We start from the raw sequence: 25660 nt of genomic DNA on the forward strand, positions 1-25660 counted from the left end.
GGACTCGTCCGCACCTGCAGGCATCCGCACGGCGGTCGTCCGCGCGCTAAGCGGCCGGTCCTCCCGCCGACGCCTTTCCGCTCAGCGCCTCCAGATCGCTCTTGCGTACCCGGATCACCAGCAGCGCCGTCAGCAGGGCGAGGCCCGCCATGGCCACCGCGGCGAGGAACGCGGTCGAGATGCCCTGGGAGAGCACCGCGTGGCCCCAGCTCCCCGGCAGCTCCTGCGTCTTGGCGAACTCCGCCTTCTGCTCCGGTGACGCATGCGCCAGGAACTGCGGAACCTGCTTCTCCGCCTCGGTGCGGCTCGCCGTACCGAAGACCGTGACCAGGATGGAGAGTCCCAGCGAACCACCGACCTGCTGGCTCGCGTTGAGCAGGCTGGAGGCGGCCCCCGCCTCGTGCTGGGCGACTCCCGAGACCGCCGTCAGCGTGAGGGTCACGAAGTTGAGCCCCATGCCGAAGCCGAACACGAGCATCGGGCCGAGAACCCCGGACAGGTAGGAGCTGTCGGGGGAGATGAACGTGAGCCAGACCAGACCCACGCCGGTGAACGCCGAGCCCGTGACCATGAACGGCTTCGGTCCGAGTACCGGAAGGAACCGCTGCGAGAGCCCCGCTCCCACGATGATCGCGACGGTCACGGGCAGGAACGCCAGGCCCGACTCGATGGGGCTGTACGCCAGTACGTTCTGCACGAACAGGACGATGAAGAAGAACATGCCGAACATGGCCGCTGCCAGGCTGAGCATGATCACGTACGTTCCGGAACGGTTGCGGTCGGCGAACATCCGCAGTGGCGTGATCGGCTCCCTGGCACGCATCTCGATGAGGACGAACGAGGCGAGCAGGATGACCGCGGCGCCGAACGACCCCAGGGTCACGGAGTCCCGCCAGCCCTCCTCGGAGGCACGGATGAACCCGTACACGAGGGAGGCCATGCCGAGGGTCGAGGTCAGGGCCCCCGAGATGTCGAAGCGGCCGGGATGCTTCTCGGACTCGTTGATGAACAGCGGTGCCAGGACGGCGATCAGTACACCGATCGGCACGTTGACGAAGAAGACCCAGCGCCAGTCGAGCCATTCGGTGAGCAGCCCGCCCGCCAGCAGGCCGATCGCGCCGCCCCCAGCGGACACCGCGGCGAAGACGCCGAACGCGCGGTTGCGTTCGGGGCCTTCCGGGAACGTGGTCGTGATCAGGGCCAGCGAGGTCGGTGAGGCGATGGCGCCACCGATGCCCTGGAGGGCGCGTGCCGCGAGCAACTGCCAGGGCTCCTGGGCGAATCCGCCCAGCAGTGAGGCCAGTGTGAAGACCAGGATGCCCGTCATGAACACGCGGCGGCGGCCGAGGATGTCCCCGGCCCGGCCGCCGAGCAGCAGCAGACCGCCGAAGGTGAGCGTGTAGGCGCTGAGGACCCAGGAGAGATCGGTGGTCGAGAAGCTGAGCGCATCCTGGATGTGCGGGAGGGCGATGTTGACGATCGTGGAGTCGAGCACAACCATCAACTGACAGGCGGCGATGACGGCCAGGGCGATCCCCGGTCGGCCCTGCCGTCGTGCCGCGCCCGGTGCGCTCTGTGCTTCTAACTGAGAGGTTGTCACTATGGGTCCCCCACAAGTGAATTAGTGAACGGATCCGTTCACTGTTGCGTCAACGTTAGTGAGTCCCCTTCAGTGAACGCAAGCGTTCACTGAATCCTTCGTTGTCGTGCCGCGTCCGGATCCACCGTCCCGGCCGGGACTTGCTCAGCCCCGCGCCGTTCCGTTGCGACGCCCGTTCTGTCACAGACCGCCCGGTCCCGAGCACCGGCCGGCCGGCATGGGCGACCGACCTGTTCCGATGGAGAGAAGCTCATGGTTACTTCGCGATCGGCAGCCGCCGCCCGGCAGCCGGTGGTGTCCCTGCGTCGCCGCGGACCCGTGCTGGAACGCGCGATCCTCGACGCCGCTCTGGAGCGGCTGAGTACGGTCGGCTGGAGCGGGCTGACGATGGAGGGCGTCGCGGCCGGCGCCCAGACGGGCAAGGCCGCGATCTACCGGCGATGGCCATCCAAGGAGGACCTGGTCGCGGACGCGCTGCGCAGCGCCCTGCCGGCGATCGGCGATGCGCCGGACTACGGGAACATCCGTGAGGACCTCTACCAGCTGTGCTGCGGGCTCCGTGACGCCATGCTCTCCAAGTCGGGCTCCGCGCTGCGTGCGGTCCTTCACGAATGTGATTCGGACACGGCCGAACGGTTCCAGTCGGTGATCCTCAACGGTGTGATCGGGCCGACGACCGCCCTCATCAGAGAAGTGGTGAGCAGGGGAATCGGTCGTGGTGAGGTGCGCGCCGACGCGCTGCGCGGGCTGGCTTTCGACGTCATCCCCGCGATGATGATGTATCGCAGCAAGGTGTGCGGCAGTGAATGGAGCGACGGGGACATCGCCGACCTGATCGATCAGGTCGCGGTCCCGTTCTTCCGCGCCGACCCGCGCTGAGGCTTCGCGTCGCCCTCGCTCGGCATCTCCGCACGAGGGGCCTTCCCGGCTCCGTCCTGCCGGTCGGCGCCGGACGGAGCTGACGGAGCCTTCCGGCCGCCCCCGGTGAGCCGGTGGGTACCGCCGTCGGCCCGGGCCGGACGGCGAAACCGTCGCCGAGCAGGTTCGCCACGGTCGGCATGGCGGCGGGCGGCTGGGCGGGGCGGGGAAGGCCGGAGAGGACGCCGTTCGGAGTCAGGCAGGAGGCAGGACGGGCCTCTCGCCCGACACACGGTCCCAGACAGCGAACGAGTAGGCACCCGGAGCGTGTTCGCCGAGCTCGGCCGTGTCCTGGGTGAAGTCGACCGCTGCGCCGGTGAAGTCGGGTCCCGCGAACAGGGTGAGGACCATTCCTTCTGGGATGTGCGCGGACCGGATGGCCATGGTGGGCGCGTTCTGCACGCCGTCAGTGGCGGAGAACACCCAGAAGGGACCGTCCCAGGTGTCCAGGTTCGGCAACTGGATCAGTACGACCTCCGTGGTCCTGGGCGGTTCCTCGCCGTCCCGGTAGATCGCGAGGGAGCTCGCCTTCGCCGCCCACTGGTTCAGGTCCGCAGTGGTCTCCCTGATGTCGATGAACTGGCCTTGAAAGTGGAAGTGCTCGTACAGCCTCACCACCATGCCCGCGGGCAGTTGAAGGGAGCGTATCGAGTCGTTTCCGATGGTGATGTTGCCCTCGGCGTTGTCGTACTTGCCGGGTGCCAGGGTCTGGGAACGACCGGCGAACGACACCTGGTCGTACACCGTGACGGGCCCGGGACGTGGCTTGGGAGGCGTGGCGGGCATCAGTCCTGCCGGGTAGACCGTTCCTTGCTCCGCGGCGTAAGTGGCCGGTCTCTTCGCGCTTGCCGGGTGTTCGATGGCCTCGCCGGCGCATGCCGCCACCGTGTCCAGGTCTTTCTGGGTCCCGCTCGCGGCCGCTGCCACTTCGGCCGGAGGCGTCGCACCGGCCCAGTCGTAACGGTCCGGATGTTTGACCCACCAGTTGAGCAGGTTGAACTGGTCGAGCAGCGCCGTGCGTTCCTGGGCGCAGAACTTCAGGATTTCCTGCGCATTGGCGATCTGCTCCGGATTCGGCGGCGTCGGGCCCTCGGTGATGGAGATGGGTGCCAACGTCCACTCGTACGGCTGGGAGTACTTGCTGGGGTCGTCGTGCATCGCCTGCATCCACGTGTTCGCCACGTTCAGCAGGCCCGCTGGATCCGCCGGATCGGTGAGCTGAAGAGCGGGGCCGCCTTCCGAATACATCTTGCAATAGACGTTCACCTTGTGGTCCTGGGTGACCTTCGTGAACTTCGTGGCGGCCTCACCCGAGAAGAAGCCGTAGGAGCCGCCCAGTTCGGCCTCTATGGCGGTCGACTCCGACTCGTCGAATGTCTCCACCCGGATCAGCCCCACGAAGAGGCCGCCGCGGCGGCAGGATCGGGCGAACATGTCGCCGTATCTCTGGACGAACACGTCCGGTCGGTCCACCATGGCCGCGGCGGGCGCCGTCAGGGCGCACTCCGGGATGCTCAGGTCGGCCAGATGGATGGTGGCGGTGATCGCCATGAACAGCGAAGCCGAGTGCACCTCACTGCTCTGGGCGAAGGAGAAGCGCGCGGACACACCGGCACCGAAAGCGGCACAGCCGTAGGAGGCCTTGACGTCGACTCCCAGCTTCTCCAGCAGGTCGTGTGTCGTGGCGACACGGGACACCTCGAAGGACTGACTCGAACCGCTGGCATCGGTCGGCGGCGCGGTCGTCGGATTCACCACAAGGTTCATGGCGGTTCCGGAGAGTCGGTCCACTCCGACTCCGAAGTTGTAGGTGCCTACATGAGGGACGGTAATTTGCTGCAGTACCATCGCTGACTCCTCGGTGGGGAGAGGGAATCCATTTGTGCATCCGGACCGGAAACCCTTGAATTCAAGACCTTTTGACGCCAAGTTCCCTGGTCCATTGCACACCTGACGAATGGGGTGCGCTACTCGTATGGTGGCAGCCGATCGGCGGTGAGAAATGTACCGGGCCCATCCTTTGGCGGTGCATCGGTGCATCGGTGCTCGGCAGGACGGCAGGACGGCTGGGCGGCTGGGCGGGTCGCTCGTCGGTGTCGTGGTGGAGGGGACGCACCGAGGCCTGGGTCCGGAGTTGCTGGCCGGTGAGCCGGGTGCTGCGCAGAGGCCGCCTCTGTATCGAGTCGGCAGAGCGGAACCGTGTGAGTCCGCTCCTGCTTGTATTCCGGGGCCGGCAGAGGGTCGGGCATCTCGGCGATCAGAAGGCCGTCCCGCAATTCCTGGCGGGCGCGACCGCCCCGGGAAGGACCCCTCTGGACTGGTGAAAGAGAAACTACTCGCGGTTCACTCATCACAGCGAAATCCAAAAGTGGATACCGCCCACGGATACTCTAGATCCGGTCCCAACTCCGCACCACTCGCCGCATGTTGTTTCCTCTTCAATGGCCGCCTGGAGATCAGCCGCACGAACCAGTAGTCGCAATGGATCGAGGCGATTCCGACCGATGCTGTGTCACCCAGGGCGCCTGGCTCCATCCGGTCGGGGTTCGCCGCCGGAGGGCAGCCCCACGAGGACCCGCAGTTCCCATCTTCGGGCCATCCGCAGCCCGCATCGCCGATGCCGTCCATCGTTCCTGCCCGGCAGCGCCACGGCTTCGTCCGCGTCGGCTTCGTCCGCGTCGGCACGAATGAGGGCGGATGAACTTGCGGGGGCAAGTATCCGGCCGGCGGGGTTCGCTGGAGAGGGCCGTCCAAGGCCGGGCCGGAGCCCCGTACTGCCGCGAGAGCCTCAGCGGGGTGGAGCGTGGGCTGCCCCTGGACCTTCCTCGCCCCACCCCCGAGCGGGCCGACGGCGAAGCCCTCGCTGCCGCACCGGACCAGCCCCCACCGCCCCGAGGACTGTCCGCGTGGGCCTTTGGGGCAGCCCATGCGGCATCGCGCACCAGGTGATGCGGTGCGCGATGCCGACCGATGCCAGTTGCTGCCCGCCAACCACGCGTTCGTCCCAACGGAGTTGCACCGCAGGGGGGAGGGACTGAGACTGAGGAATGCATGGGGTGCTCCTGCTACGCGCTGTGAGCGAGGCGATCATGTTGATGCCCCCTCCTCCCCGGTTGCGGCTACTCGGCCAGTGCAGGCTGGAACTCGGTGCCGAGCCCGTCGAGCTGTCACACAACGGCCAGCGGCTGCTGGCATTCATGGGGCTTCGCGGCCGGGTGTGCCGCACGGTCCTCGCCGGCACTCTCTGGCCCGAGGCCACCGAGGAACACGCCCGGGGCAGCCTGCGCACCGCCTTGTGGAAGCTTCCGCGCCCCGAACCGGCCCTGATCCGGCGCTGCGGCGAGGTCCTGGTGGTCAGCCCGGCACTCCTGGTGGACGTCCACGAGCTCACCAGCACCGCGCTCGGAGTTCTCAGGGGATGCGAGCCATCGGTCCATGAGCAACCTGCCCTGGGAGACCTCACGGGCGATGAACTGCTGCCCGGCTGGGACGAGGACTGGGTGATGGTCGAGCGTGAACGCGTACGTCAGCTGCGGCTCCACGCGCTCGACGCACTGGCCGAGGTCCTGACACGGCAGGGGCAGACCGCCTTGGCCCTGGAAGCGGCCTGGGCGAGCGTCCGGAGCGAGCCGCTGCGGGAGAGTGCGAACCGGGCGGTGGTGTCGGCGCATCTCGCGGAGGGCAACCTGCACGAGGCGATCCGCCACTATCAGGCGTTCCGCCGCCTGTTGCAGGAGGAGCTGGGCGTCGAGCCGACTCCCCTGTTCTCAGGGATGCTTCCCGTGCACAGGACCGATCCGTGCGGCTGACACCGTCCTCGACGGTGCTCCTTCCCGCCTGACGATGACGGCGGAGTGACGCCGGGGTGACGACAGGTCCGTAGCGTCGCAGACACAGCGGAAGTCATGGGTGTCCGGCGGATTCCCCTGGCACGCACCCTCAAGCGGACCCAGATCATTCGGAGGACGGCATGACCGCCACAGCAACCATCGATGAAGTCGTATGTCTGCGACCGGCGACGTCTACGGACTTCGACCTCGCCTCCGTGGTCAACGGTCTTCTCCAGCCCGTCTACCAGTTGCCCGGTGCCGAACTCGTCCGTCATGTCAGCGGCATCGGCGACGTCGGCCGGATGATCCAGGACGCCCTGGACGAGGCCCCGGACGATCTCTATGCCACGAGCGTGCCCGCCTCCGGAGTGGACCACGCGGTGTGGCCGTCCGGCGAGACGACGGTCGAGGCCGGCGCCGGGAATCGCTTTCCCGTCGGGATCACTCTGCCGGTCGACGGCTCCCAGGACATCTTCCTGTGGGACAGGGACGCGAGTTCCGACGATCTGCTGGGTTCGATCACCATCGGCGAGGACGAGCAAGGACAAGGCGCGCTGTCGAAGCTCGCCCACTCCGAGGAGGAGAAGTCGTACTACTACGTCAACTACCACGTCGACTGAGTACGGCGATCCGTGGAACCGTCCCGATGAGGAGGCCACCATGGCGTGGAGAGTCGCAACCAGTCTGGAAACGCTGCGGAAGCAGCTCGACACCCGCTTTCCCGGCCGCAGTACCGCCGCCGACGGCGGAATAGGCGACGCGGCCCATCAGACGCGCGACAGCGATCACAACCCCTGGTACGGACCCGGGATCGTCACCGCCCGCGACTTCACCCATGACCCGGCCCATGGCCTCGACATCCAACAGGTCGCGGACCAATTGCTCGACAGCCGCGACCCGCGGATCAAGTACGTCATCGCCAACCGCCGGATCGCGACGAACCGCGACTGGCAGTGGGCGCCGTACGAGGGGGCCAATCCGCACGAGGCGCACTTCCATCTGTCGGTGGTGGCCGATCCGTGCTGTGACGAGCCGCAGAGCTGGAACGTGCCCCTTTTGGGCGAGACGCCGGACGGCGGGGGCGACGCCGCCGCAGAGGGCGACTTCGTCACCTGGGGCACCAGCGTCAACGTACGTGCACAGCCCCGTCTCGGAGCTCCGGTCGTCACCGTGCTGTCGGGGCCGACCCGGGTGAAGGTGAGCTGTCAGACCAAGGGCGACATGGTCGACACCGCGGGCCACCGTAATGACGCGTGGTCCTACGTCCCCGACCTCGGCGGCTATCTCTCGAACATCTTCATCGACCATCCGGACCCCTGGCTTCCCGGCGTCGCCGACTGCTGACGCCCGCGAGGTCCGGTCCGGCAGACAGTACCGAGAGGAAGGGGTTTGGCCATGGTGGCCCTGTCCAACGTCCGGTTCGGCGCGAGCAACGACGACGTGCGCACCGTGCAGAAGGCCTTGATCGCCCGGGGACATGCCATTCCGGACGGCGCCACCGGCCTGTTCGGCAAGCAGACCGCAGCCGCCTACCGGGCCGAGCAGGGCGCCCAGGGCTACAAGGGAGCCGACGCCGACGGCGTCCCGGGCTGCACCTCGCTCACCGCGCTCGGGCGCAGCGCCGGGTTCACCGTCGACTGCGCGGGCGCCCCGGCCGCGGGCGGGAGCGCTCCCGGCCGAAGCCATGTGCCATCGCCCGTGCCCGGACACAAGGTCACATTCGAATTCTTCTCGCGCGGCCCGTACGCGTGGAAGCCGGACGGCGTCGGCCGGCACACGGGGCAGGACTTCGCCGCCCGTTCCGGCGCGCCCGTGGTCGCCGTCCGCGCCGGCACGATCGCCTGGTCGAACAGTGGAGGCGGAGCCTACGGACAGTGGATCGGACTGGCGGCGGACAACGGCCATGTCTACACCTACTGCCATCTCTCGCAGCGCCAGGTGAAGGCCGGTCAGAAGGTGGCCGGGGGACAGCAGCTCGGCAAGGTCGGCACCACGGGCAACTCCACCGGGCCGCATCTCCACTTCGAGATGTCGAAGGGCTCCAACTGGTCCTACGGGAACGTCGCAAAGCCCAACTGGTGAAGGGAGTGCGTGACATGGAGGGCAACTGGATGCGTCGGGTCACTCCTGGCCGATGGCGGGAGTGGTGGCGCGAGCGACGGTCCTGGGAACTCACCGAGGAGGCCCGTGCGAACGTCCGGAAACTGCGGGCCCTCGTGGCGGTGAGAATGGGCCTTCCCGCACTGACGGACGAAGCGCGCACGATGCTGGAACTGGCGAACGAGGAGCTGGCCTCGGCCGACAAGGTGCTCGTGTTCGACGAGCACCACCGGGCCCCGCTCGGATCGCACATCACGGCTGCTCACATCCACGTCAACGCGGCTCGGTTGCTGTGGGTCAAGTCCTTCGCCATGTCGCCCCAGGAGATGTCACCCTATGTGGCCAGTCTGAAGGCGGTGGTCAGCGACCACCTGTCCGCCGGTGACCTGCGCAGGAAGTCCGTGGAGCGACTTCAGAACGTCACCGCCGGCGAGGACCTGGTCCGGCTCACGGAAGCCGTCGAAGCCGCCCAGTCGGTCGCCCTGCGCGAAAGGCTGCGAGCTGCAAGCTTCGTACGCATCGTGTACTGCGTGGCCGGGTTCCTGCTGCTCCTGGCGACAGCGGTGGCCGTGCTCACAGCCATCTGGCCGCAGGCGGTGCCCATGTGCTTCAACCCGGACAGGTCGATCGACGCGGTCGGCACCCGATCGCCGGTGCCCTACCGGGTGGTCTGTGCCACCGGAAGCGACGACTCACCCTCCTCCGCCGATCTCGACGAGAACTTCGACGCCGTCACCTCCTGGGGCGACTACGTGGTGATCGAGGTGATCGGCCTCGTCGCCGCCGGAGTCGCGGCGGCCTCAGCCCTGCGGAAGATCAGAGGAACATCGACCCCGTATCCGATCCCGGTCGCCGCGGCACTTCTGAAGCTCCCCGCCGGGGCACTGACCGCCGTACTGGGGCTGCTCCTGATGCGTGGCAACTTCGTGCCCGGGCTCAGCGCCCTCGACTCGTCCGCGCAGATCATCGCCTGGGCTGTGGTGTTCGGCTACTCGCAGGAACTGCTCACCAAGTTCGTGGACCGGCGCGGCCAGATGGTGCTGGACGCCGTGCGCGGGCCGACGAGCCCGCAGCCGGCCAAGACGGGCCCCGGGGGCCCGCCGACCGCCTCCGATCCGGGCGGCGTCTGAATCCGGAGCTGCGGCCACGACCCGAGATCCGGTTCGTGGCCGCAGCGTTCACGCGTGGGTGGCCGCGCGGGGGACGACCGTTCACCCGTCAGTATCCGCCGTCAGTATCCGCGCGGGGGGCGACTGGGATCCGCCTGCTGGACACGGGCGGCGAAGTCCGAACCTGCCCGGTTCACGCCGTACCGGCTCCGCACATAGTTGATGGTGGCGCACATGCACGCCACCACGTCGTACGGCGTCGTGGCGGTGCCGGACTGGTGATGGGCCGCGAACGTCGACGGGATGCACTGGGTCGCGCCACGGGAGCAGTTCTGCGGGTGCCCGTCGGGCATCGGGCGGCCGTGGGCGTTGACGTCCGTTCTGTTCACGCGCCACTGGCGGGCGTTGTACGACGACTCCCGCTTGGCGATGGTCACCAGGGCCGGGACGCCGAACCGCGGATCCGTCCCGGTGAGCCGGCACGCCGTCGTGGCGTACCGCTCCATCGCGGACTGCCCCTCGGCGTCGCCCGGATCGTTGTACGTCACCTGCGTGAGGGTGAGCCTGCCGCCGGCCGGGGCGCCCGCCGCAGGGGTGGCGCAGTCGACGGAGAAGCCGCACCGGCGGCCGAGTTCAGTGAGGGACGTGCACCCGGGTATGCCGTCGGCGTCGGTGTCCTCGTATCCCTGGGCGCGCTGTTCCGCGGCGTAGGCGGTGCGGGTCTGTGCCCCGAAGAAGCCGGTCGCCCCGTCAGGGATCTCCCGGCCACGGGAGATCAGAGCGCGCTGGACTGTGAGCACGTCCTCGTGGGACGAGCCGAATTGGACATGGGCGAGTACCACCATGATGCACCCTCCTGACAACTGCCCCCTATCTGGACATAGTCACTTCTAATGGTACGCAACGGGCATTCTCCGAACAGTGACTTGAGGAGGCGTCGGTCGTGTTCGGAGGTGCACGGCACCCTCGGGGGAGTGATACTGAATTTATCCGAATATGTCTCAAACATCCCCCAAGTGGACCAGAGGGAAGGAAGTCGCCATGTCAGTCGATTCCCAACTCCAGGTGAACGGGGGCGTCACGCAGGCGCTCATCGACGCGCTGGATCAGATCCACGACGCGGTCACGGCACGCATGGTGGGGCCCGACGGGAAGCCGTCCGGATCCGCCATCTACATGCACCTGCCGGTGGGCTATCCCGTCGACCCCACCATGTACTCCTTCGCGTGGACACCGGCCGGTGGCGCCACGTCGGCCGCCGTGTCGAGTGACGGCCGCTTCGCCCCGGCCGCTCCGGCCGCACCCGCGGCACCCGAAGCCACCACCCCCGCGGCCGCGTTGGCGGCGACCCCGCCCACGCCCGACCCGCAGCTCCAGCACTCGCTCCAGGCCGCGGCCTTCACCTCGAACCTCGTCGACGAGATGCTGATGATCACCAAGGACGGCATCGCCGTCTCCTGGCCGGACCGCAAGGTCAGCTTCGCGTACAAGTCCGCGCTGGTCGGCATGCAGGCCGAACCGGTGCCGCCGCCCAGTCCCGAGGTGCAGGCCCGGATAGACGCCGCCAGGAAGACGCTCTTCACGCTCGACGCCGACGGCAACATGACCGGGTACTCCCGCAAGCATGAGATCTACAACCAGAACAGGAAGTCGTACGAGGACGCGGTGAGCGCGTTCGCGAGCGCCTTCGCCGCCGCCACCGCCGACCCTGCGCAGGGCCAGGTCTGGCCCGTCACCAGCGTGAAGTACAAGGGCGCCGTGGACAAGGCGAGGGCCGACCTCGCCGCGATGGGCGGTCAGGAGGTGGAGGACGCCATCGCTACTACCCAGTCCATCGGAGGCAGTGCCGCGGCGTCGTTCATCGCCCAGGCCCGCACGATGTTCGACTCCTACCAGCTGGGGCTGGCCGGCGCTGTCGCGGTCAACGTGCCGTACTCCTACATCGACCCCATCTCCTGGTGGGACCGGAAGAACAAGGACTTCGGCGTGGTCGGGGTGCACACCGATTCCAGCAGCGTCAGCAAGGCTGCCGCGGGTGGCAGCAAATCCTTCGGGAGGAGCTACTACGACAGCAGTTCCTCCTCCACCTCCGGCAGCGTCGGTTACAGCATCGGCTTCTTCGGCGCCTCTGCCGACGCATCCCACTCCGAGAGCAGCGCCTCCTCGGGCATGCACACGGACAGCGCCACATGGTCGAGCTTCCACGACGAGACCTCCAACGCCACCGTGGACTTCGAGTGGTTCATGGCGACCATCCGGCGACCGTGGATGCTCGGTGACCTCTTCCACATGGACGGCTGGCACATCGTCGGCAAGGAGAAGGGGTGCATCAGCGACGGCACGGTCGACGGCCAGTCCGGGAAGACCGACAAGATGCTGCCGATGGTTCCCAAGGGCTTCGTGGTCGTCCGCAACGTGAAGATCTCGGCCGACAACTGGGGTGCGGCGGGGGACGCGTTCCAGAAGGCCGTCGCCGACGCGAGCAGCAACACCAGCACCAGCTCCACCAGTTTCGGCGGCTCCGCCGGCTACCTGGGCATCGGCGGCTCGGTGCAGCACAGCGAAGGTGAGTCCCACGGCGTCTTCGAGTCCAGCAGCGGCAGCGACTACGGCTGGAACTTCCACTCCGAGGGCCAGCGGGGCACGCTGGAGATCCATGGCTCGCAGATCGTGGGCTGGGTCGGTGAGATCACCCCTCCCTCGCCCATGGTGGACGCGCCCAAGGACGAGGCCAAGAAGGAAGAGGCCAAGAAGGAGGAAGCCAAGGACGACGGGGCCAAGAAGGAGGAGGCCAAGAAGGACGGGACCGACAAGCCCAGGGCCGACGCGACGACTCCCCCTCCGGCCGGGGCAACCACGACGCCTTCCGCCCCGACCGCTTGAGGAAGGTGCCGTCATGGCCACCCATGAGGACCTGCCTGTCGCCCTCGGCCAGCAAGTGCTCGACCAGTTGCTGCGGACGTACGTGACGGCAGGCGCGGGGAAGTTCGCGCTCGCAGTACTGCCGGGCCAGGCGGTCGACGACGACATGGTGCAGGGCGGCGTGGTCAACCCGTTGCTCGTCTCCGAATGGCTGCGGGCCGAATACGACTTCCCGCTGCTGCTGCGGCTGAGCGACTGCACGCCGATCCCGGCCGCGCTCGGAAGCGGGATCTCCGCCTCCTCCGTCTACACGCTGATCGCCCAGTACAGCCGCCCCGCGGCCGCCCCCGACACAGACGCCTGGCTGCGCGTGCGGGACCTGCTCAACGCCGCGAAGCAGGGCCTGGGCCCCAACCCCGGTGCGCTGCCCCTGAGTCTCGAACCGGACGACTGGGCGGCGCCCAGCGGGGCGGCGCACTGGCAGACCTTCGACGCCACCGTCAGCGCCTCGCAGCACCTGCCGTCGGCCGAAGCGGCCTCCCTCCCGGATGCCAATCCCGGACTGTGGCGGCTGCGTTCCGAGCACTTGACGGAAGCCGTGCCGGACACTCCGCGGATCAAGCTGCTGGCGCTAGACGCCGACCGCGCCGACCTTCTGCGGACCGCGATGGACTCGGGGGAGGCCGATGTGCTGGCCCCCTCCGAGGTGGTCAGCGCCCGGGAGCACGCGGCGTTGAGCAGCTCGAAGCTCAGGCTGCTGCCCTCCCTGCGTCCGTCCGCCGCTCCGGAAGCCCACGAGGCCGTCGACCCGGTGCCGGAGGCCGCGACCACAAGTACCCCGACCGACGGCGGTGACCTGCACATCCACTTCGAGCACACCCTGGTGCGCCTGGTCCGCCGGCTCGCCGGAGAACCGTGGTGGCACCCGGAGCTGTTCGCGGAGCCCGCCTGGTACGTGCCCGGGATGCGCCGCGGCCAGCTCGTGCCGTCCCCACCCGAGGACGGCACCGCGCACTGCCTCCCGCAGGCTCTCCTGCTGGTGCGGAACGTCCGCATCACGGGCGGTTGGACGGCCGAGGCGTATGCCGCTCTCGGCGCGGCGGCACCCGCGTTCGGCCCGTTCCTGCTGCGGTCGGGCTCCGCACAGGCCGACGGCACATCGAGCACGACGACCGTCCTGGGCCTGGGCACCCAGGTCATCGGCATCCTCGGCACACCGATGCCCGCGTTGCCGCCGATGGACGACCCCGGCCGGCCTCCGCCGCCCGCGTATGTGCCCTTCCCCGGTGCGCCGTGGTTCAAGGCCGCGCCGAAGAGCCCGGTCGTCCTCGCGATGGGCCGAAGGCTGGTGGAGGAGGGCTGCTCGGCCTATGCGAAGGAGCCCGGGCCCCAGTGGACCCAGGCGGACCGGGACTCGTTCGCCAAGTGGCAGCGCAAGCTCGGGTACCGGGGGGCGGAGGCGGACGGTCTTCCGGGCCCGGCCTCCTGGAAGGCCCTGCGCGTACCCAGCGGGGTGTGACCGTCGACCGCCGTGATCAGGCACCCGACAGGAGACCGTGATGGAACCCTTGAACACGTCGTACTTCGCTTCCGCCGGACAGGTCGCCGTCTTCGACTGGCAGGCGAACACCGTCACCGAGAGCCGGCCCCTCGGCGGCTTCTGGGGTGGACTGCCATCCGAGTTCGCCGCCGGCATCGATGCCGCGGTCGACCTGGGAACGGGCCTGCTGTACGTGTTCCGCGGTCCGTCCTACGTCCGCATACCGATCGCCGGGGGACAGGTGGACGAGGGATATCCGCTGCCGTTCGCCGGCATGTGGCCCGGTGTCGGCTTCGACGCGATCGACGCGGCCATGAACTGGGGGGACGGCAAGCTGTACTTCTTCCGCGGGTCCCAGTACGCGCGGTACGACATCGCCGCGGACCGGCAGGACCCCGGCTATCCGAAGGAGGTGTCCGCGGGCTGGCAGGGTGTCGATCCCGGCTGGGTCGCGGGAGGTGTCGACGGCGCGGTCAACACCGGTTCCGGGCGCGCCTATCTGTTCAAGGGCGGTGAGTACGTGGCCCTCGACTGGAACACCAAGTCGCAGGTGCCCGGCTATCCGCTGGCGGTGGCCGACCAGTGGCCCGGAGTCGTCGCGCCCGTCGAAGCGGCATGGTCCCTGGCTGCCGGTCGGCCCGCGGGGGGCACCGCCACGACCGGGGCGGCCGACTTCTACGACCGCTACCACGCCTTCGCCGAGCCCGGAGAAGCGCAGCTCGGTGTACCCGCCCTGACGACCCTGGGCCAGGCGGCGCTGGAGTCGGACTGGGGGCGCAGCGCGCCCGGCAACAACTTCTTCGGCATCAAGGCGAAGGCGGCCGACCCCGAGGACACCCGCCAACTGCTGCGCACCCGCGAGGTCCTGCGCCGTCCGGACGCCACCTTTCCCGAGGTCGTCTCCGTGACGCCCAGGCCCGACGGCACGTTCGAGTACATCGTGCGGGACTGGTTCCGGCGGTACGCCTCCCCGGAGGAGTCCTTCACGCACCACGCCCACTTCCTGCGCGACAACACCCGCTACGCCGCCGCCTTCGACCACAGCGACGACCCCTACGCCTTCGCGCGTGCCGTGGCGGCGGCCGGGTACGCCACGGATCCGCACTACTCCGACGTTCTCGCGGCGCGCATGCGCCAGATCGAGGCAGGTCACTGACCGGACGACAGCACGAGGAGGCCGTAATGACGCTCATCGACGACAAGTGGGCCCAGGTTCCGTGGCTGGGGGCACCGGTCGACGCGGGGGCGGGCAGCGGGGAAGGCCCGCTGCCCGACGGCCGCGGCGCTGCCCGCGACTACCAGAACGGTTCGATCTACTGGTCACCGCAGTCCGGGGCACACGAGGTGCACGGGGACATCCGTGTCCTGTACGCGAGACACGGCGGCGCCGGCGGCTTTCTCGGATATCCCGTGACGGACGAGCTGGGTACTCCCGACGGAGTGGGCCGCTACAACCACTTCGAGGGCGGCTCCATCTACTGGACTCCGCGCACCGGACCGCACGAGGTGCACGGCGCGATCCGCGACCTGTGGGCGAGCACGGGCTGGGAGAACGGTTTCCTCGGTTACCCGGTCAGTGACGAGACGGGCCCGCCCGACAACCGGGCGAGCCGTTTCGACCACGGCCACGTGACATGGACCCCGGCGGGGGGCGCGGTCGCCCACCGCAGCGTCGCCATCGACTGATCCGCGGCTGACCGGGCAGGGCTGCCCGGCCGGGAGGAGCAGCCGGGGACTTCGGTGTGAGCGCGCCCGGAGGAAGGGCGGCGGCCGGTCGTGCTCGGCCGGCGCGGACTCCTTGGTCCGGCGCTCGCGAGCCCGGGGGAGGCCGGCCTCGCGCGAGCGCCTCGATGCGCGACAGAACCAAGCCAGGGCCCGTCCGGCAAATCCCGTGTCTGACACGCACACTCGCCGCATCGCCGCATCGCCGCATCGCCGGAGTCGCCCGAAGGCGTCCAGTACAGCAGTGGTCCCCATGCTGTGCGAGTGCACGGACCGGACGCCGCAGTCCAGACCCTCCGGCGGACCGCGATATGTGCGGGGACAGAGCCCGGACGGCGGTGAAGCCGCCGCCCGGACATGGACGTGAGTTCACGAAGAGCGCGAGTCCAGTTCACGGAGAGCGCGAGTTCACGAAGGGCGAGCGCGGATCAGGCCGCCGGGCCCGGCGAGGCCATGACCCAGCGAATTGCTGCAGTCAGCGCGCGCCCGGTCGGTGGCACGCAGGCCTCCGCGAGGCCAGGCAGCTGGGGCAGCCCCAACGAGCTGCGGGCCCAGGAGGGAAGTGAGGCGACGGCGTTCGCGGCGAGGAGCACGTAAGGTGCGCGGGCGGCCCAGGGCAGCGGCGGGTGCAGCAGAATGAAGTGCGCTGCCTCGCGCGCTTCTTTCGTCCGGCGCAGCTCACCACGGTAGGCGGCGAGTCGGGCGTCGAGTTCCTTGCGAGTGCGCGGCGGGTCGACGACGCCCAGTGATTCACCGACTCGTGCCATGTCGGCTACGTAGCCGTCGCAACCGGCGGCGTCGAGCGGTTCGGCTCCGAAGCGCTGATGGGCACAGAGGAAGCTGTCGGCCTCGGCGGCGTGCACCCAGCCGAGAAGGTGCGGGTCGGAGGCTTCGTAGCGCTCTCCGGACGAGGCCGTGCCGCTCACCCGACTGTGCACCGCCCGCACTCGGTCGACCGCCTGCTGTGCGTGCTCCGCGGTTCCGTAGGTGGTGACGGCGAGGAAGGTGCTGGTGCGCTGCAGCCGCCCCCAGGGATCGCCGCGGAAGCCGGAGTGGGCGTCCACGGCGGCCATGGCCAATGGGTGCAGGGACTGAAGGAGAAGGGCCCTGAGTCCGCCGATGAACATGGACGCATCGCCGTGGACCGTGCGGATCGGCCGGTCGGGGCCGAACCATCGCGGACCGGGTGTCTCGTGGATACGTGTGCGGTTCGCAGGCCCCGACGGGCCGGCGACCCGCGCGAAAACGGCGCTGCCCAGCCGCTCGCGCAGGTGCGCCAGAGCGCGTGCGGGCGAGTCCATGGGGCCAGTATGCGCCCGGGGGTCCTGCCCGGGCGAGCGTCACACGGCCGGCCCGGTCGCGGCAGGCGGCGCGGTCTGGCGGAACTTCGCGTGGCCGCGGGGCGGGACGTCTCCTCCTGGAAGGACACCAAGCCCTGGCGTGCCCGGCCGGGTTCATCGACGAGGCGAGCAGGGGCAACTGGAGCAGGGATTCGAGGTGCTCGGAGGCGGCCTGCGCCCACGGTGCGGTCGGCCACCGCGGGGAGGCCGCCGACCGCGGTGTTCGGTGCGGGAGGGCTTGGCCTCGGCCGAGAGGGACCAGGTACGCCCCGGGGTGTTCTGGACGCGCCCATCGGCGTACGCTTACTGGCGCCATGCCGTACGAACCACCCACGCACACCGTCGAGCGCTCACTGCGCGCCACCACCGGTGCCAGGACCGTCGCCGGTGTCGACGAGGTCGGACGCGGAGCGTGGGCCGGACCGGTCACCGTGTGTGCCGCGGTCACCGGACTCCGCAAGCCTCCCGCCGGACTCACCGACTCCAAGCTGATCAGCCCGAAGCGCCGCGCGGAACTCGCGCCGCTGCTGGAGAGCTGGGTCACCGCGTACGCCCTCGGTGACGCCTCGCCTCAGGAGATCGACGAGCTCGGCATGACCGCCGCGCTCCGGCTCGCCGCCGTGCGGGCCCTGGAGGCGCTGCCGGTGCGCCCCGACGCGGTGATCCTGGACGGCAAGCACGACTACCTGGGCAGCCCCTGGCAGGTGCGTACGGTCATCAAGGGCGATCAGTCCTGCATCGCGGTCGCTGCGGCGTCGGTGATCGCGAAGGTCCGCCGGGATGCCGTGATGGCCGAACTCGGCGCGGATTCCGGCGAGTACGCGGACTTCGCCTTCGGTGCCAACGCCGGCTACCCGTCCCCTGTGCACAGGGCCGCACTGGAGGAGCGGGGCCCCACGGCCCACCACCGCCTCTCGTGGTCCTACCTCGACGCGCTGCCCAGGTGGCAGCACCTCAAGAAGGTCCGCTTCTCCGCCGAGGCGGCCACACTGGAAAGCGGGGGCCAGCTCGGCTTCGACTTCTGATCGCGCACATGTGCCCACCCGCTGATGCCTTGCGCGTCGGCGTTTGATAGACAACCACCCATGCCTCTCATCCCCGAGGAGCCTCAGATTCACGAGAGCGCCCAGGGTCCCCGCGCCACGCCGGCCACCGGCCGTACCGCGTCGACCCCTCGTCCCGTACCCGGTCCGCGTTCCGCGGCCATGCCGCGCCCCGGTCGTCCGGGTCCCGGCCCCGCGAGGCCCGCGCCCCCGGCGCCGCGCCCGCACTCCACCTCCGGCCAGCCCCAGGCGTCCCGGCCGGAGAATCGTTCCGCACCCCAGCTCCAGGTGATCCCCGCCGTGGCCGACGGTGCGCTCGACGCCGCCGACGAGGCGGTGGACCTGCTGCTCGACTCCGGCCGGGCACCTGGCGACATCCTGGTGCTCACCACGGGTGAGCAGCACCCGTGGGCGACACACGAGCTCTCCTTCGGCGAAGCCGCGTACTGGGCCCAGCACGAAGCGGGCGACGACGTGTTCTTCGCCGGCGCCTCAGCCGCGGACCGGGTGACGTCACGGCCGGTGGTGATCATCGCGGTCAACGGTGCCGTCGACGAAGCCGCCACGCGTGCGCTGTCTGCGGCGCAGGGGCGCGCCGGAGTCCTGTTGATCGTCTGCGGCGACCCGCAGCAGGTCAACGCCGTGCTCGGCGCGGGTGTCTGAGCCGCGGCGGACCAACGCCGTGCTCGGCGTGGGCGTTTGAGCCGTAGCGCCTGTCGGCCCGTGGTGACCCGGCTGCCCGTGAGGGCGGCCGGGGCCCACGGCCCGGGTCAGCGAGCCGCGGTGCGGTGCAGCGCCTGGACCGCACCGCCGCCGGTACGCGACGGGGCAGGATCCTGGTCCAGTGCGGTGTCGGCGAGCGCGGGCGGCTGAGAGGTCGAGCTGGGGCGGCGGCCGCCGCGGCCCTCCCCGAGCACCTGCCATCCACCGCCGGTCAGCGTGATGTACGCGCCGCAACGCAGTCCGTGCAGCGTGCAGGCGTCCCGCAGCCCCCACATCCAGGCCCCGTCCTCCTCCGTCCAGCGCTCGTCCCCCTCGCGGCAGTAGAGCAGTACCGCGGTACGGACCGGAGTGCGGCGACGGAGATCGTGCGGGATGACGCGGCGCAGGTGTGCCAGCAGCGAGTTACGGAACTCCCAGCCGTCCGCCGTCACCGAACGACGGGCGAAGGAGGCGCTGGCCGCCAGGCGTTCCTCGTGGTCGAGCACGGCGACCACTGCGGTTTGCGGGGTCGGCCGGTGCCTGGCGTGCAGGCCGCTGACCACCTCGCGGGGGCTGCGCAGGAGCGGTATGCCCGCTGCCGCCCATTCGGCCGGTTCGAGCATTCTGGCAAGGCGGTTGGCGGAGTCGGCGGCTGCCGACATCGAAGTGGCTGCGGACGGAGCGAATCCGAAGGTCACGGTCCTCCCTTCGCATACGCGCCCATGATGCGGGCAGGGTCGGGTGAGGGCGCGCCGCGGCACAGCCCTTCCGGGCCCGCGAAGAGACCGTGCGGGGAGCGAGTCCAATTCTTCCTGGCGTATCGGCGGGCGGCAACGAGCAATTGGCTCGGCTGACGGTAATCAGCCGGAATGACGCGGATATCCCTGCCCAGTCCCGCACCGGATGACGCCATCTGTCACGCCCGAACAGCGAGGACCAGCGGAAACACCTCTCGCTCCGGCCTGCCGCGAAATCCGGTGCCGGGCAGTTCGCCCGCGGGAATCCGGGGCTCTGGTTTCGACGCCCACCGCGGTGAGCCCGGGGTCGGTCCCTGCCGCGGCGATCCAGTTGGTTGAGCCACCTGGGCAACGCAACGGGCAAACCGTGCGAGTTCCCGCTGAGCCACTGCTTCGACCTGCGTGAACGTGAGGTCCGGGGTGGTCGCGCCGGAGTACTCGATCTTCTGTACGCGATCGGCGCGCGCCCTGCCGACCGTTCGTGAGTCTGTTGTCACGCGGGGTGAAGTCGTCGATTGTCCGAGTCATCGGGTTGCATGGGGGCATGGACAACCTGGAGCTCCGCACTGAAGCCGATGCCGTTCTCGCCGAACTCGTCGGTGACCCCGGGGGCTCGGCACGGCTGCGGGAGGACCAGTGGCAGGCGGTCGCGGCTCTGGTCCAGGACCGCCGTCGTGCGCTGGTGGTGCAGCGGACCGGGTGGGGCAAGTCGGCTGTCTACTTCGTGGCCACCGCTCTGCTGCGGCGGCGTGGCTCGGGTCCCACGGTGATCATCTCGCCGCTGCTGGCACTGATGCGCAACCAGGTCGAGTCGGCGGCGCGGGCGGGTATTCAGGCACGCACGATCAACTCGGCCAACCCGGAGGAGTGGGAAACGATCTACGGGGAGGTGGAACGGGGTGAGACGGACGTTCTCCTGGTGAGCCCGGAGCGCCTCAATTCCGTCGATTTCCGCGATCAGGTGCTGCCGAGGCTCGCCGCTACGACCGGTCTGCTGGTGGTCGACGAGGCGCACTGCATCTCCGACTGGGGGCACGACTTCCGCCCCGACTACCGCCGGTTGCGGGCGATGCTGGCCGAGCTGCCGGCCGGCGTGCCGGTGCTGGCCACCACGGCGACAGCCAACGCGCGTGTGACGGCGGATGTGGCCGAACAGCTGGGCACCGGTGCGGGCGAGGCTCTGGTGCTGCGCGGCCCGCTGGACAGGGAAAGCCTGCGGCTCGGCGTGGTCCAGCTGCCCGACGCCGCCCATCGCCTGGCCTGGCTGGCCGAGCACCTGGACGACCTGCAGGGTTCCGGGATCATCTACACCCTCACTGTTGCCGCGGCCGAGGAGGCCACGGCCTTTCTGCGGCAGCGGGGCTTCCGTGTGGCCTCGTACACGGGAAAGACGGAGAACGCGGACAGGCTGCAGGCCGAGATCGACCTGCAGGAGAACCGGGTGAAGGCACTGGTCGCGACTTCGGCGCTGGGTATGGGGTACGACAAGCCGGACCTCGGATTCGTCGTGCACCTGGGTTCGCCCTCCTCACCCATCGCCTACTACCAGCAGGTGGGGCGCGCGGGGCGTGGCGTGGCCCATGCCGATGTGCTGCTGCTGCCGGGCAAGGAGGACGAGGCCATCTGGCGCTACTTCGCCGATTCGGCCTTCCCGCCCGAGGTGCAGGTCCGCCAGACCCTCTCGGCCCTCGCCGGCGCGGGACGGCCGCTGTCGGTGCCGGCGCTGGAAGCGGCGGTGGACCTTCGGCGCAGCCGGCTGGAGTCGATGCTGAAGGTGCTGGACGTCGACGGAGCGGTCAAGCGGGTGAAGGGCGGCTGGACGGCCACGGGGGCCGAGTGGGTGTACGAGGCGGAACGCTACGCGTGGGTGGCCAAGCAGCGGGCGACGGAGCAGCAGGCCATGCGCGAATACGCGAGCACGCCCCGGTGCCGGATGGAGTTCCTGCGCCGGCAGCTGGACGACGAGGGGGCGATCCCCTGTGGCCGGTGCGACAACTGTGCGGGAGCCTGGGCCGATTCCTCCGTCTCGACGGACGCGCTGACGGGGGCGACGAAGGAACTGGACCGCCCTGGCGTGGAAATCGAGCCGCGCCGTATGTGGCCGACGGGGATGCCCGCGCTAGGCATCGAGCTCAAGGGGCGCATCCCGGCCAGGGACCAGTGCGCCACCGGGCGCGCCCTGGGCCGGCTCTCGGACATCGGCTGGGGCAACCGGCTGCGCCCGCTGCTGGCGGAGAACGCACCCGACGGGCCGGTCCCCGATGACGTCCTCCGGGCCGCGGTGGCCGTCCTCGCCGACTGGGCGCGCTCCTCGGGCGGCTGGGCACCGAATGTCCCTGATGCCATCGCCCGGCCGGTGGGGGTCGTCGCCGTACCGTCCCTGACCCGCCCGCAGCTGGTCGGCTCCCTGGCCGAGGGCATCGCCGGAATCGGCCGCCTCCCCTTCCTGGGCACGCTGGCGCACACCGGACCGGACGGCACGCACGCGGCTCGCCGCAGCAACTCGGCCCAGCGGCTCAAGGCGCTGTCCGGCGCCTTCGCCGTCCCGGAGGACCTGGCGGGCTCCCTGGCGGCCGCTCCCGGCCCGGTCCTGCTCGTGGACGACTCCACGGACTCCGGCTGGACCCTCGCGGTCGCAGCCCGTCTGCTTCGCCAGACAGGCAGCACGCAGGTGCTTCCCCTGGTCCTCGCCGCAGCCGGCTGATCCCGTGGGAGTCACCCCGGCGCTTCCCCGTGGTGACTCCCGACACGTCTGCCCGAGTGGTTCCCGGCGCTCCGCCCGGGGCGACTCCCAACGCTTTCAATCACTGATTGAAAGATTTCATGATGAGTGCTCTCATAGGGGGTATGGCCACCGATTCCACCCGTGCGGCGCTGCTCGACGCCGCGGAGCGCCTCTTCATCGAGAAGGGCTACGAGCAGGTGTCCGTCCGTGCGGTCAACGCGGCGGCGGGCATGAACCCGGCCGCCGTCAACTATCACTTCGGCACCAAGCAGGACTTGGTCGCAGCCTTGCTGGAACGCCGGCTCGGCCCCCTGTGGGCGGAGCCGCTCGTCGCGATGGAGCAACGGCTGGCAGAGGGTCACCCGCCGTGCGTCGAGGAACTGGTCGACCTGCTGGTCAGGCCGCTCGATGAGCTGACGCGCCGGCCGAGGGGGCGCATGCTCATGCATCTGCTGGCCCGCCTCGTACTGCGTCGCCGCGAGCTCCTGTTCGACGCCCGCTGGTTCGGGCCCGCGCCGTGGACGGAGCTGCTGGGTGCCGCACGTCCCGAGCTGTCCCCTGCGGAGGCCACGCATCGGCTGCGCATAGCCTTCGACCTGCTGCTCCAGGTCTACGGTGAGCCGCAGTCCGACGACGCCGAGCTGGGCCGCATCCCGCGCCCGCCGGTGGGCGCGGTCACTGCCTTCGTTGCCGGGGGGCTGAACGCCGCACCGTCGACGGACGACGGCGCGGGAGCTGAGCGTTCGTGAGGGCGGCTCTTCACCGACGGCGCCCCTGGCCCAGGCTCCCGGACCGCCTCTCGGGTGCGTGGCGACGGGACCGGCTGTCCGGCGCCACCTGACCTGATCAACCGGCTCGGCGCGCGCCGTGCCGCCGAGGGGACACCCCTCGCTGCGCATCCCCTGCGACCCGCCGCACGCAGGCCGCCACTGCGTGCAAGCCACCGGCTCCGGCACGGGCCGCGTGCGGGCCGGGCCACTGCCACTCACGACAGACAACTGCTGCTGGGGATCGAACCCCCGCCGTGAACCCGAACCACTGGGAGAACACCATCATGGGAACCATCGCAGTCACCGGCGCCGCCTCCGGCATGGGCGCCTCCATCGCCGCGCGCCTCGTCGAGCAAGGGCACCGCGTCATCGGCATCGACTTGCGCGGTACCGACGTGGAAGCCGACCTCGGCACCGCCGAGGGCCGTGCCGCCGCGGCGGCCGAAGTCACCCGCCTCTCCGACGGGCGCCTCGACGGCTTCGTGCCGTTCGCGGGAATCTCGGCCGCCGCCGGCCGGCCCGCGAGCCTGCTCGTCTCCGTCAACTACTTCGGCGCCATCGGGCTGCTGGAGGGGCTGCGCCCGGCGCTGGCCGCAGCGGGATCATCCTCCGTGGTGCTCGCTTCGTCGAACTCCACGACCACACAGCCCGGCTGGAATCCGGCGCTGGCCGAGGCCTGTCTGGCGGGCGACGAGGACGCGGCGCGCACCCTCGCCGATTCTCTGGGCGACGACGGCGGAGTCCGCACCTACCCCGCCACCAAGGCGGCCATCGCCTACTACACGCGCACCCGCGCCGCCGACTACATCGCCGACGGGATCCGCCTCAACGCCATCGCACCGGGCTTCATCGACACCCCGATGACTCAGGCCGGCCGTAACGACCCGCAGATCGCGGCAGGGATCGAGACCTTCCTCAAGTCCATTCCGGCGGGCCGGCCGGGCCTCCCCGAGGAGGTCGCGGAGCTGGTGCTCTTCCTGCTGTCCGCCAAGTCCGGATACTGCGTGGGTACGTTGATGTACTGCGACGGAGGCCTGGACGCCAAACTGCGCGGCCTGGAATGGCCCAAGGTGTGGACCCCGCAGGCCTGACCCGACAGGGTCCCCGGACCCCGGTGGGCATGGCTGCGCGTACCGCCCGCGAGTCGGTGGATGCGTGGGCGGACCGCCATTCCGCGACCCCCTGTGGATAACTTATCCACAGGGGGTCGCGGAATTTCTCCCACTGCGGGACGGTCATCCCATGAACAAGCACCACGAATCCACCGGACCGTCCGACGAGCAGCAGATCACCTTGCGGGGACCCGCCGAGCTGGCCGACGCACTCCCGTATCTCATGGGCTTCCATCCGAACGACAGCGTGGTGATGGTCGCCCTGCACGGCGGCCGAGGCCGTTTCGGCGGGCGGCTGAGGCTCGGTATTCCGCGGTCCGCGCACGAGTGGCCATCGGTGGCCGGGCAGCTGGCCGAGTGCCTGATCAAGGGGAGCGAGCGGCGCGGCGGGCGGCCCGACGCGATCGTCGTCTTCCTCTGCCAGGATCCGGCCGAGGGAGAAACCGGCCGGCAGACCATGGAGCGGCTGCGGCCCTTGGCCCAACGGCTGCGCACCGCCTGCGGGGAGCTGGACGTGCCCGTGCTCGAAGCTCTCTGCATCTCCGGCAACAGGTTCTGGTCCTACGTCTGCCCTGACGCCCGCTGCTGCCCGGCCGAGGGAAACCCGTTGGCGATGCCAGGCACCTCCGTGATGGCGGCGGCAGCGACGTACGCCGGTGTTCAGGTACGGGGATCGCTGCGCGAGATGGAAGCCAGGCTGGCGCCTCAGTCGAGCGTGGCGGGCCGGGAACAGCAGCTCGCCCTGGATTCGGCCGGGGCCGCCCTGGTGCCGAAACTCCTCGACGAGGAGAGCCGCAGGGAGGTCAGCACCACCACCCTGAACCTGGCCCGACGACTCATGGAGCGCCTCGGCCGGGCCCCGGCGGCAACGCCTTCCCTGTCCGATCTCAACGACGACCGGCTGATCAGCCACGAGGAGGCTGCCGGGGTGATTCTGGGCCTCCAGGACCGGGAGACCCGGGACAGGGCCGCGGAGTGGATGGAAGGGCCCGAGGCGGAGTCCGCGCTGAGACTGTGGCGGGCGCTCGCGCGCCGTTGCGTCGCGCCGTACGAGGAGCATGCGGCGGCTCCGCTCACCCTGGCGGGCTGGGTCTCGTGGTCGACCGGTGACGAGCCGTCGGCGAGGGTGGCGCTGGGCCTCGCCCTGCGGCTGGATCCTGGATACACCTTCGCCCAGTTGCTGCACGAGGCCTGCAACCAGGGCCTTGATCCGGAGACGCTGCGACGCTGCCTGCGCGGTGAGCGCAGCACCCGGACGGTGCGGCGCGGTCACGGTACGGGACGGGCCGCGGGGGCCCGTTCGGTACGGGTGCGGACGGCGGGGCAGCGCCGTGCGCGGACCGGTTCCGCCCGGCCGGGTACGGCGTCCGGCCGGCGCCGCGGCGGACAGTCACGCACCGAGGGCCGCCGCGGGACGAGGACCGGGCGGTGAGAGCGGTGGGGGGGGGGGGGGCCGCCCCCCCCCCCCCCGGCCCCCCCGGGGGGGGGCGCCCGCGGAAGATCGAGCGGGGTGGGGGGGGGGGTTTGTTATTAGTGTTGATAAGGAGTGT

20 protein-coding genes and 1 pseudogene are annotated in these 25660 nt (G+C 70.0%); 16 read left to right on the plus strand and 5 right to left on the minus strand.

Annotation, left to right across the window (positions count from 1 at the left end; genetic code table 11):
• Positions 1 to 46 precede the first annotated feature (46 nt).
• On the minus strand, positions 47 to 1600 hold the full coding sequence (locus ABT025_RS22835) for an MFS transporter (protein ID WP_350997372.1): 1554 nt from the start codon (positions 1598 to 1600) through the stop codon (positions 47 to 49).
• Positions 1601 to 1852: 252 nt separating this feature from the next.
• Here ABT025_RS22835 and ABT025_RS22840 point away from each other — a divergent pair, with 252 nt between their 5' ends.
• Complete coding sequence (locus ABT025_RS22840) at positions 1853 to 2479, plus strand: TetR/AcrR family transcriptional regulator (protein WP_350997375.1); 627 nt, start codon at positions 1853 to 1855, stop codon at positions 2477 to 2479.
• A gap of 234 nt (positions 2480 to 2713) precedes the next feature.
• On the opposite strand, the gene ABT025_RS22845 is transcribed toward ABT025_RS22840, so the two are convergent.
• The gene (locus tag ABT025_RS22845) at positions 2714 to 4285 is read right to left on the minus strand and encodes a hypothetical protein (protein WP_350997378.1); all 1572 of its coding nucleotides are present in this window, start codon (positions 4283 to 4285) and stop codon (positions 2714 to 2716) included.
• Between the two features lie 1328 nt (positions 4286 to 5613).
• Between ABT025_RS22845 and ABT025_RS22850 the strand changes: the two genes are divergently transcribed.
• From ABT025_RS22850 to ABT025_RS22870, 5 genes are all read left to right on the plus strand, one after another.
• Positions 5614 to 6327, plus strand: a complete 714-nt coding sequence (locus ABT025_RS22850; RefSeq protein WP_350997381.1) for an AfsR/SARP family transcriptional regulator — start codon at positions 5614 to 5616, stop codon at positions 6325 to 6327.
• 161 nt (positions 6328 to 6488) lie between these two features.
• Positions 6489 to 6968 (plus strand): hypothetical protein, encoded by a 480-nt coding sequence (locus tag ABT025_RS22855; RefSeq protein WP_350997383.1) that lies wholly within the window; start codon positions 6489 to 6491, stop codon positions 6966 to 6968.
• 40 nt (positions 6969 to 7008) lie between these two features.
• Positions 7009 to 7692 carry an SH3 domain-containing protein gene (locus tag ABT025_RS22860; RefSeq protein WP_350997386.1) on the plus strand — a complete coding sequence of 228 codons (684 nt, stop codon included), beginning with the start codon at positions 7009 to 7011 and terminating at the stop codon, positions 7690 to 7692.
• Positions 7693 to 7743: 51 nt separating this feature from the next.
• The gene (locus tag ABT025_RS22865; protein WP_350997389.1) at positions 7744 to 8430 is read left to right on the plus strand and encodes a peptidoglycan DD-metalloendopeptidase family protein; all 687 of its coding nucleotides are present in this window, start codon (positions 7744 to 7746) and stop codon (positions 8428 to 8430) included.
• Between the two features lie 14 nt (positions 8431 to 8444).
• A complete protein-coding gene (locus ABT025_RS22870) occupies positions 8445 to 9578 on the plus strand; it encodes a hypothetical protein (protein ID WP_350997391.1) in 1134 nt (377 codons plus the stop codon).
• A 101-nt stretch (positions 9579 to 9679) separates the two neighbouring features.
• Here the strand turns inward: ABT025_RS22870 and ABT025_RS22875 are convergent, their stop codons facing one another.
• Positions 9680 to 10402: a peptidoglycan-binding protein gene (locus ABT025_RS22875; protein ID WP_350997394.1), complete on the minus strand. Its 723-nt coding sequence runs from the start codon at positions 10400 to 10402 to the stop codon at positions 9680 to 9682.
• Between the two features lie 196 nt (positions 10403 to 10598).
• On the opposite strand from ABT025_RS22875, the gene ABT025_RS22880 reads away from it, so the two are divergent.
• From ABT025_RS22880 to ABT025_RS22895, 4 genes and pseudogenes are all read left to right on the plus strand, one after another.
• On the plus strand, positions 10599 to 12440 hold the full coding sequence (locus ABT025_RS22880) for a hypothetical protein (RefSeq protein ID WP_350997397.1): 1842 nt from the start codon (positions 10599 to 10601) through the stop codon (positions 12438 to 12440).
• A 1243-nt stretch (positions 12441 to 13683) separates the two neighbouring features.
• A pseudogene (locus ABT025_RS22885) lies at positions 13684 to 13938 on the plus strand (peptidoglycan-binding protein); the annotation flags it as partial.
• 40 nt (positions 13939 to 13978) lie between these two features.
• A complete protein-coding gene (locus ABT025_RS22890; RefSeq protein ID WP_350997400.1) occupies positions 13979 to 15115 on the plus strand; it encodes a hemopexin repeat-containing protein in 1137 nt (378 codons plus the stop codon).
• A 26-nt stretch (positions 15116 to 15141) separates the two neighbouring features.
• Positions 15142 to 15645, plus strand: coding sequence for an LGFP repeat-containing protein (locus tag ABT025_RS22895; RefSeq protein WP_350997403.1), 504 nt, complete (start codon positions 15142 to 15144; stop codon positions 15643 to 15645).
• A gap of 464 nt (positions 15646 to 16109) precedes the next feature.
• Here the strand turns inward: ABT025_RS22895 and ABT025_RS22900 are convergent, their stop codons facing one another.
• Positions 16110 to 16982: an oxygenase MpaB family protein gene (locus ABT025_RS22900; protein ID WP_350997406.1), complete on the minus strand. Its 873-nt coding sequence runs from the start codon at positions 16980 to 16982 to the stop codon at positions 16110 to 16112.
• 353 nt (positions 16983 to 17335) lie between these two features.
• Between ABT025_RS22900 and rnhB the strand changes: the two genes are divergently transcribed.
• Positions 17336 to 18046, plus strand: a complete 711-nt coding sequence (gene rnhB, locus ABT025_RS22905; RefSeq protein ID WP_350997409.1) for a ribonuclease HII — start codon at positions 17336 to 17338, stop codon at positions 18044 to 18046.
• A gap of 60 nt (positions 18047 to 18106) precedes the next feature.
• The gene (locus tag ABT025_RS22910) at positions 18107 to 18727 is read left to right on the plus strand and encodes a hypothetical protein (RefSeq protein WP_350997411.1); all 621 of its coding nucleotides are present in this window, start codon (positions 18107 to 18109) and stop codon (positions 18725 to 18727) included.
• Between the two features lie 107 nt (positions 18728 to 18834).
• On the opposite strand, the gene ABT025_RS22915 is transcribed toward ABT025_RS22910, so the two are convergent.
• Positions 18835 to 19464 carry a hypothetical protein gene (locus tag ABT025_RS22915; RefSeq protein ID WP_350997413.1) on the minus strand — a complete coding sequence of 210 codons (630 nt, stop codon included), beginning with the start codon at positions 19462 to 19464 and terminating at the stop codon, positions 18835 to 18837.
• A gap of 583 nt (positions 19465 to 20047) precedes the next feature.
• Here ABT025_RS22915 and ABT025_RS22920 point away from each other — a divergent pair.
• The 4 genes from ABT025_RS22920 (at position 20048) to ABT025_RS22935 (ending at position 25542) form a co-directional block, all read left to right on the plus strand.
• A complete protein-coding gene (locus ABT025_RS22920) occupies positions 20048 to 22207 on the plus strand; it encodes a RecQ family ATP-dependent DNA helicase (RefSeq protein WP_350997419.1) in 2160 nt (719 codons plus the stop codon).
• Positions 22208 to 22350: 143 nt separating this feature from the next.
• Positions 22351 to 22977 (plus strand): TetR/AcrR family transcriptional regulator, encoded by a 627-nt coding sequence (locus tag ABT025_RS22925; protein ID WP_350997423.1) that lies wholly within the window; start codon positions 22351 to 22353, stop codon positions 22975 to 22977.
• Positions 22978 to 23282: 305 nt separating this feature from the next.
• Positions 23283 to 24089, plus strand: coding sequence for an SDR family oxidoreductase (locus ABT025_RS22930; RefSeq protein WP_350997426.1), 807 nt, complete (start codon positions 23283 to 23285; stop codon positions 24087 to 24089).
• A 151-nt stretch (positions 24090 to 24240) separates the two neighbouring features.
• The gene (locus ABT025_RS22935; protein WP_350997429.1) at positions 24241 to 25542 is read left to right on the plus strand and encodes a DUF4192 family protein; all 1302 of its coding nucleotides are present in this window, start codon (positions 24241 to 24243) and stop codon (positions 25540 to 25542) included.
• Positions 25543 to 25660 lie beyond the last annotated feature (118 nt).

Source organism: Streptomyces sp. NPDC002809 (genome assembly GCF_040295435.1).
Lineage (GTDB): Bacteria > Actinomycetota > Actinomycetes > Streptomycetales > Streptomycetaceae > Streptomyces.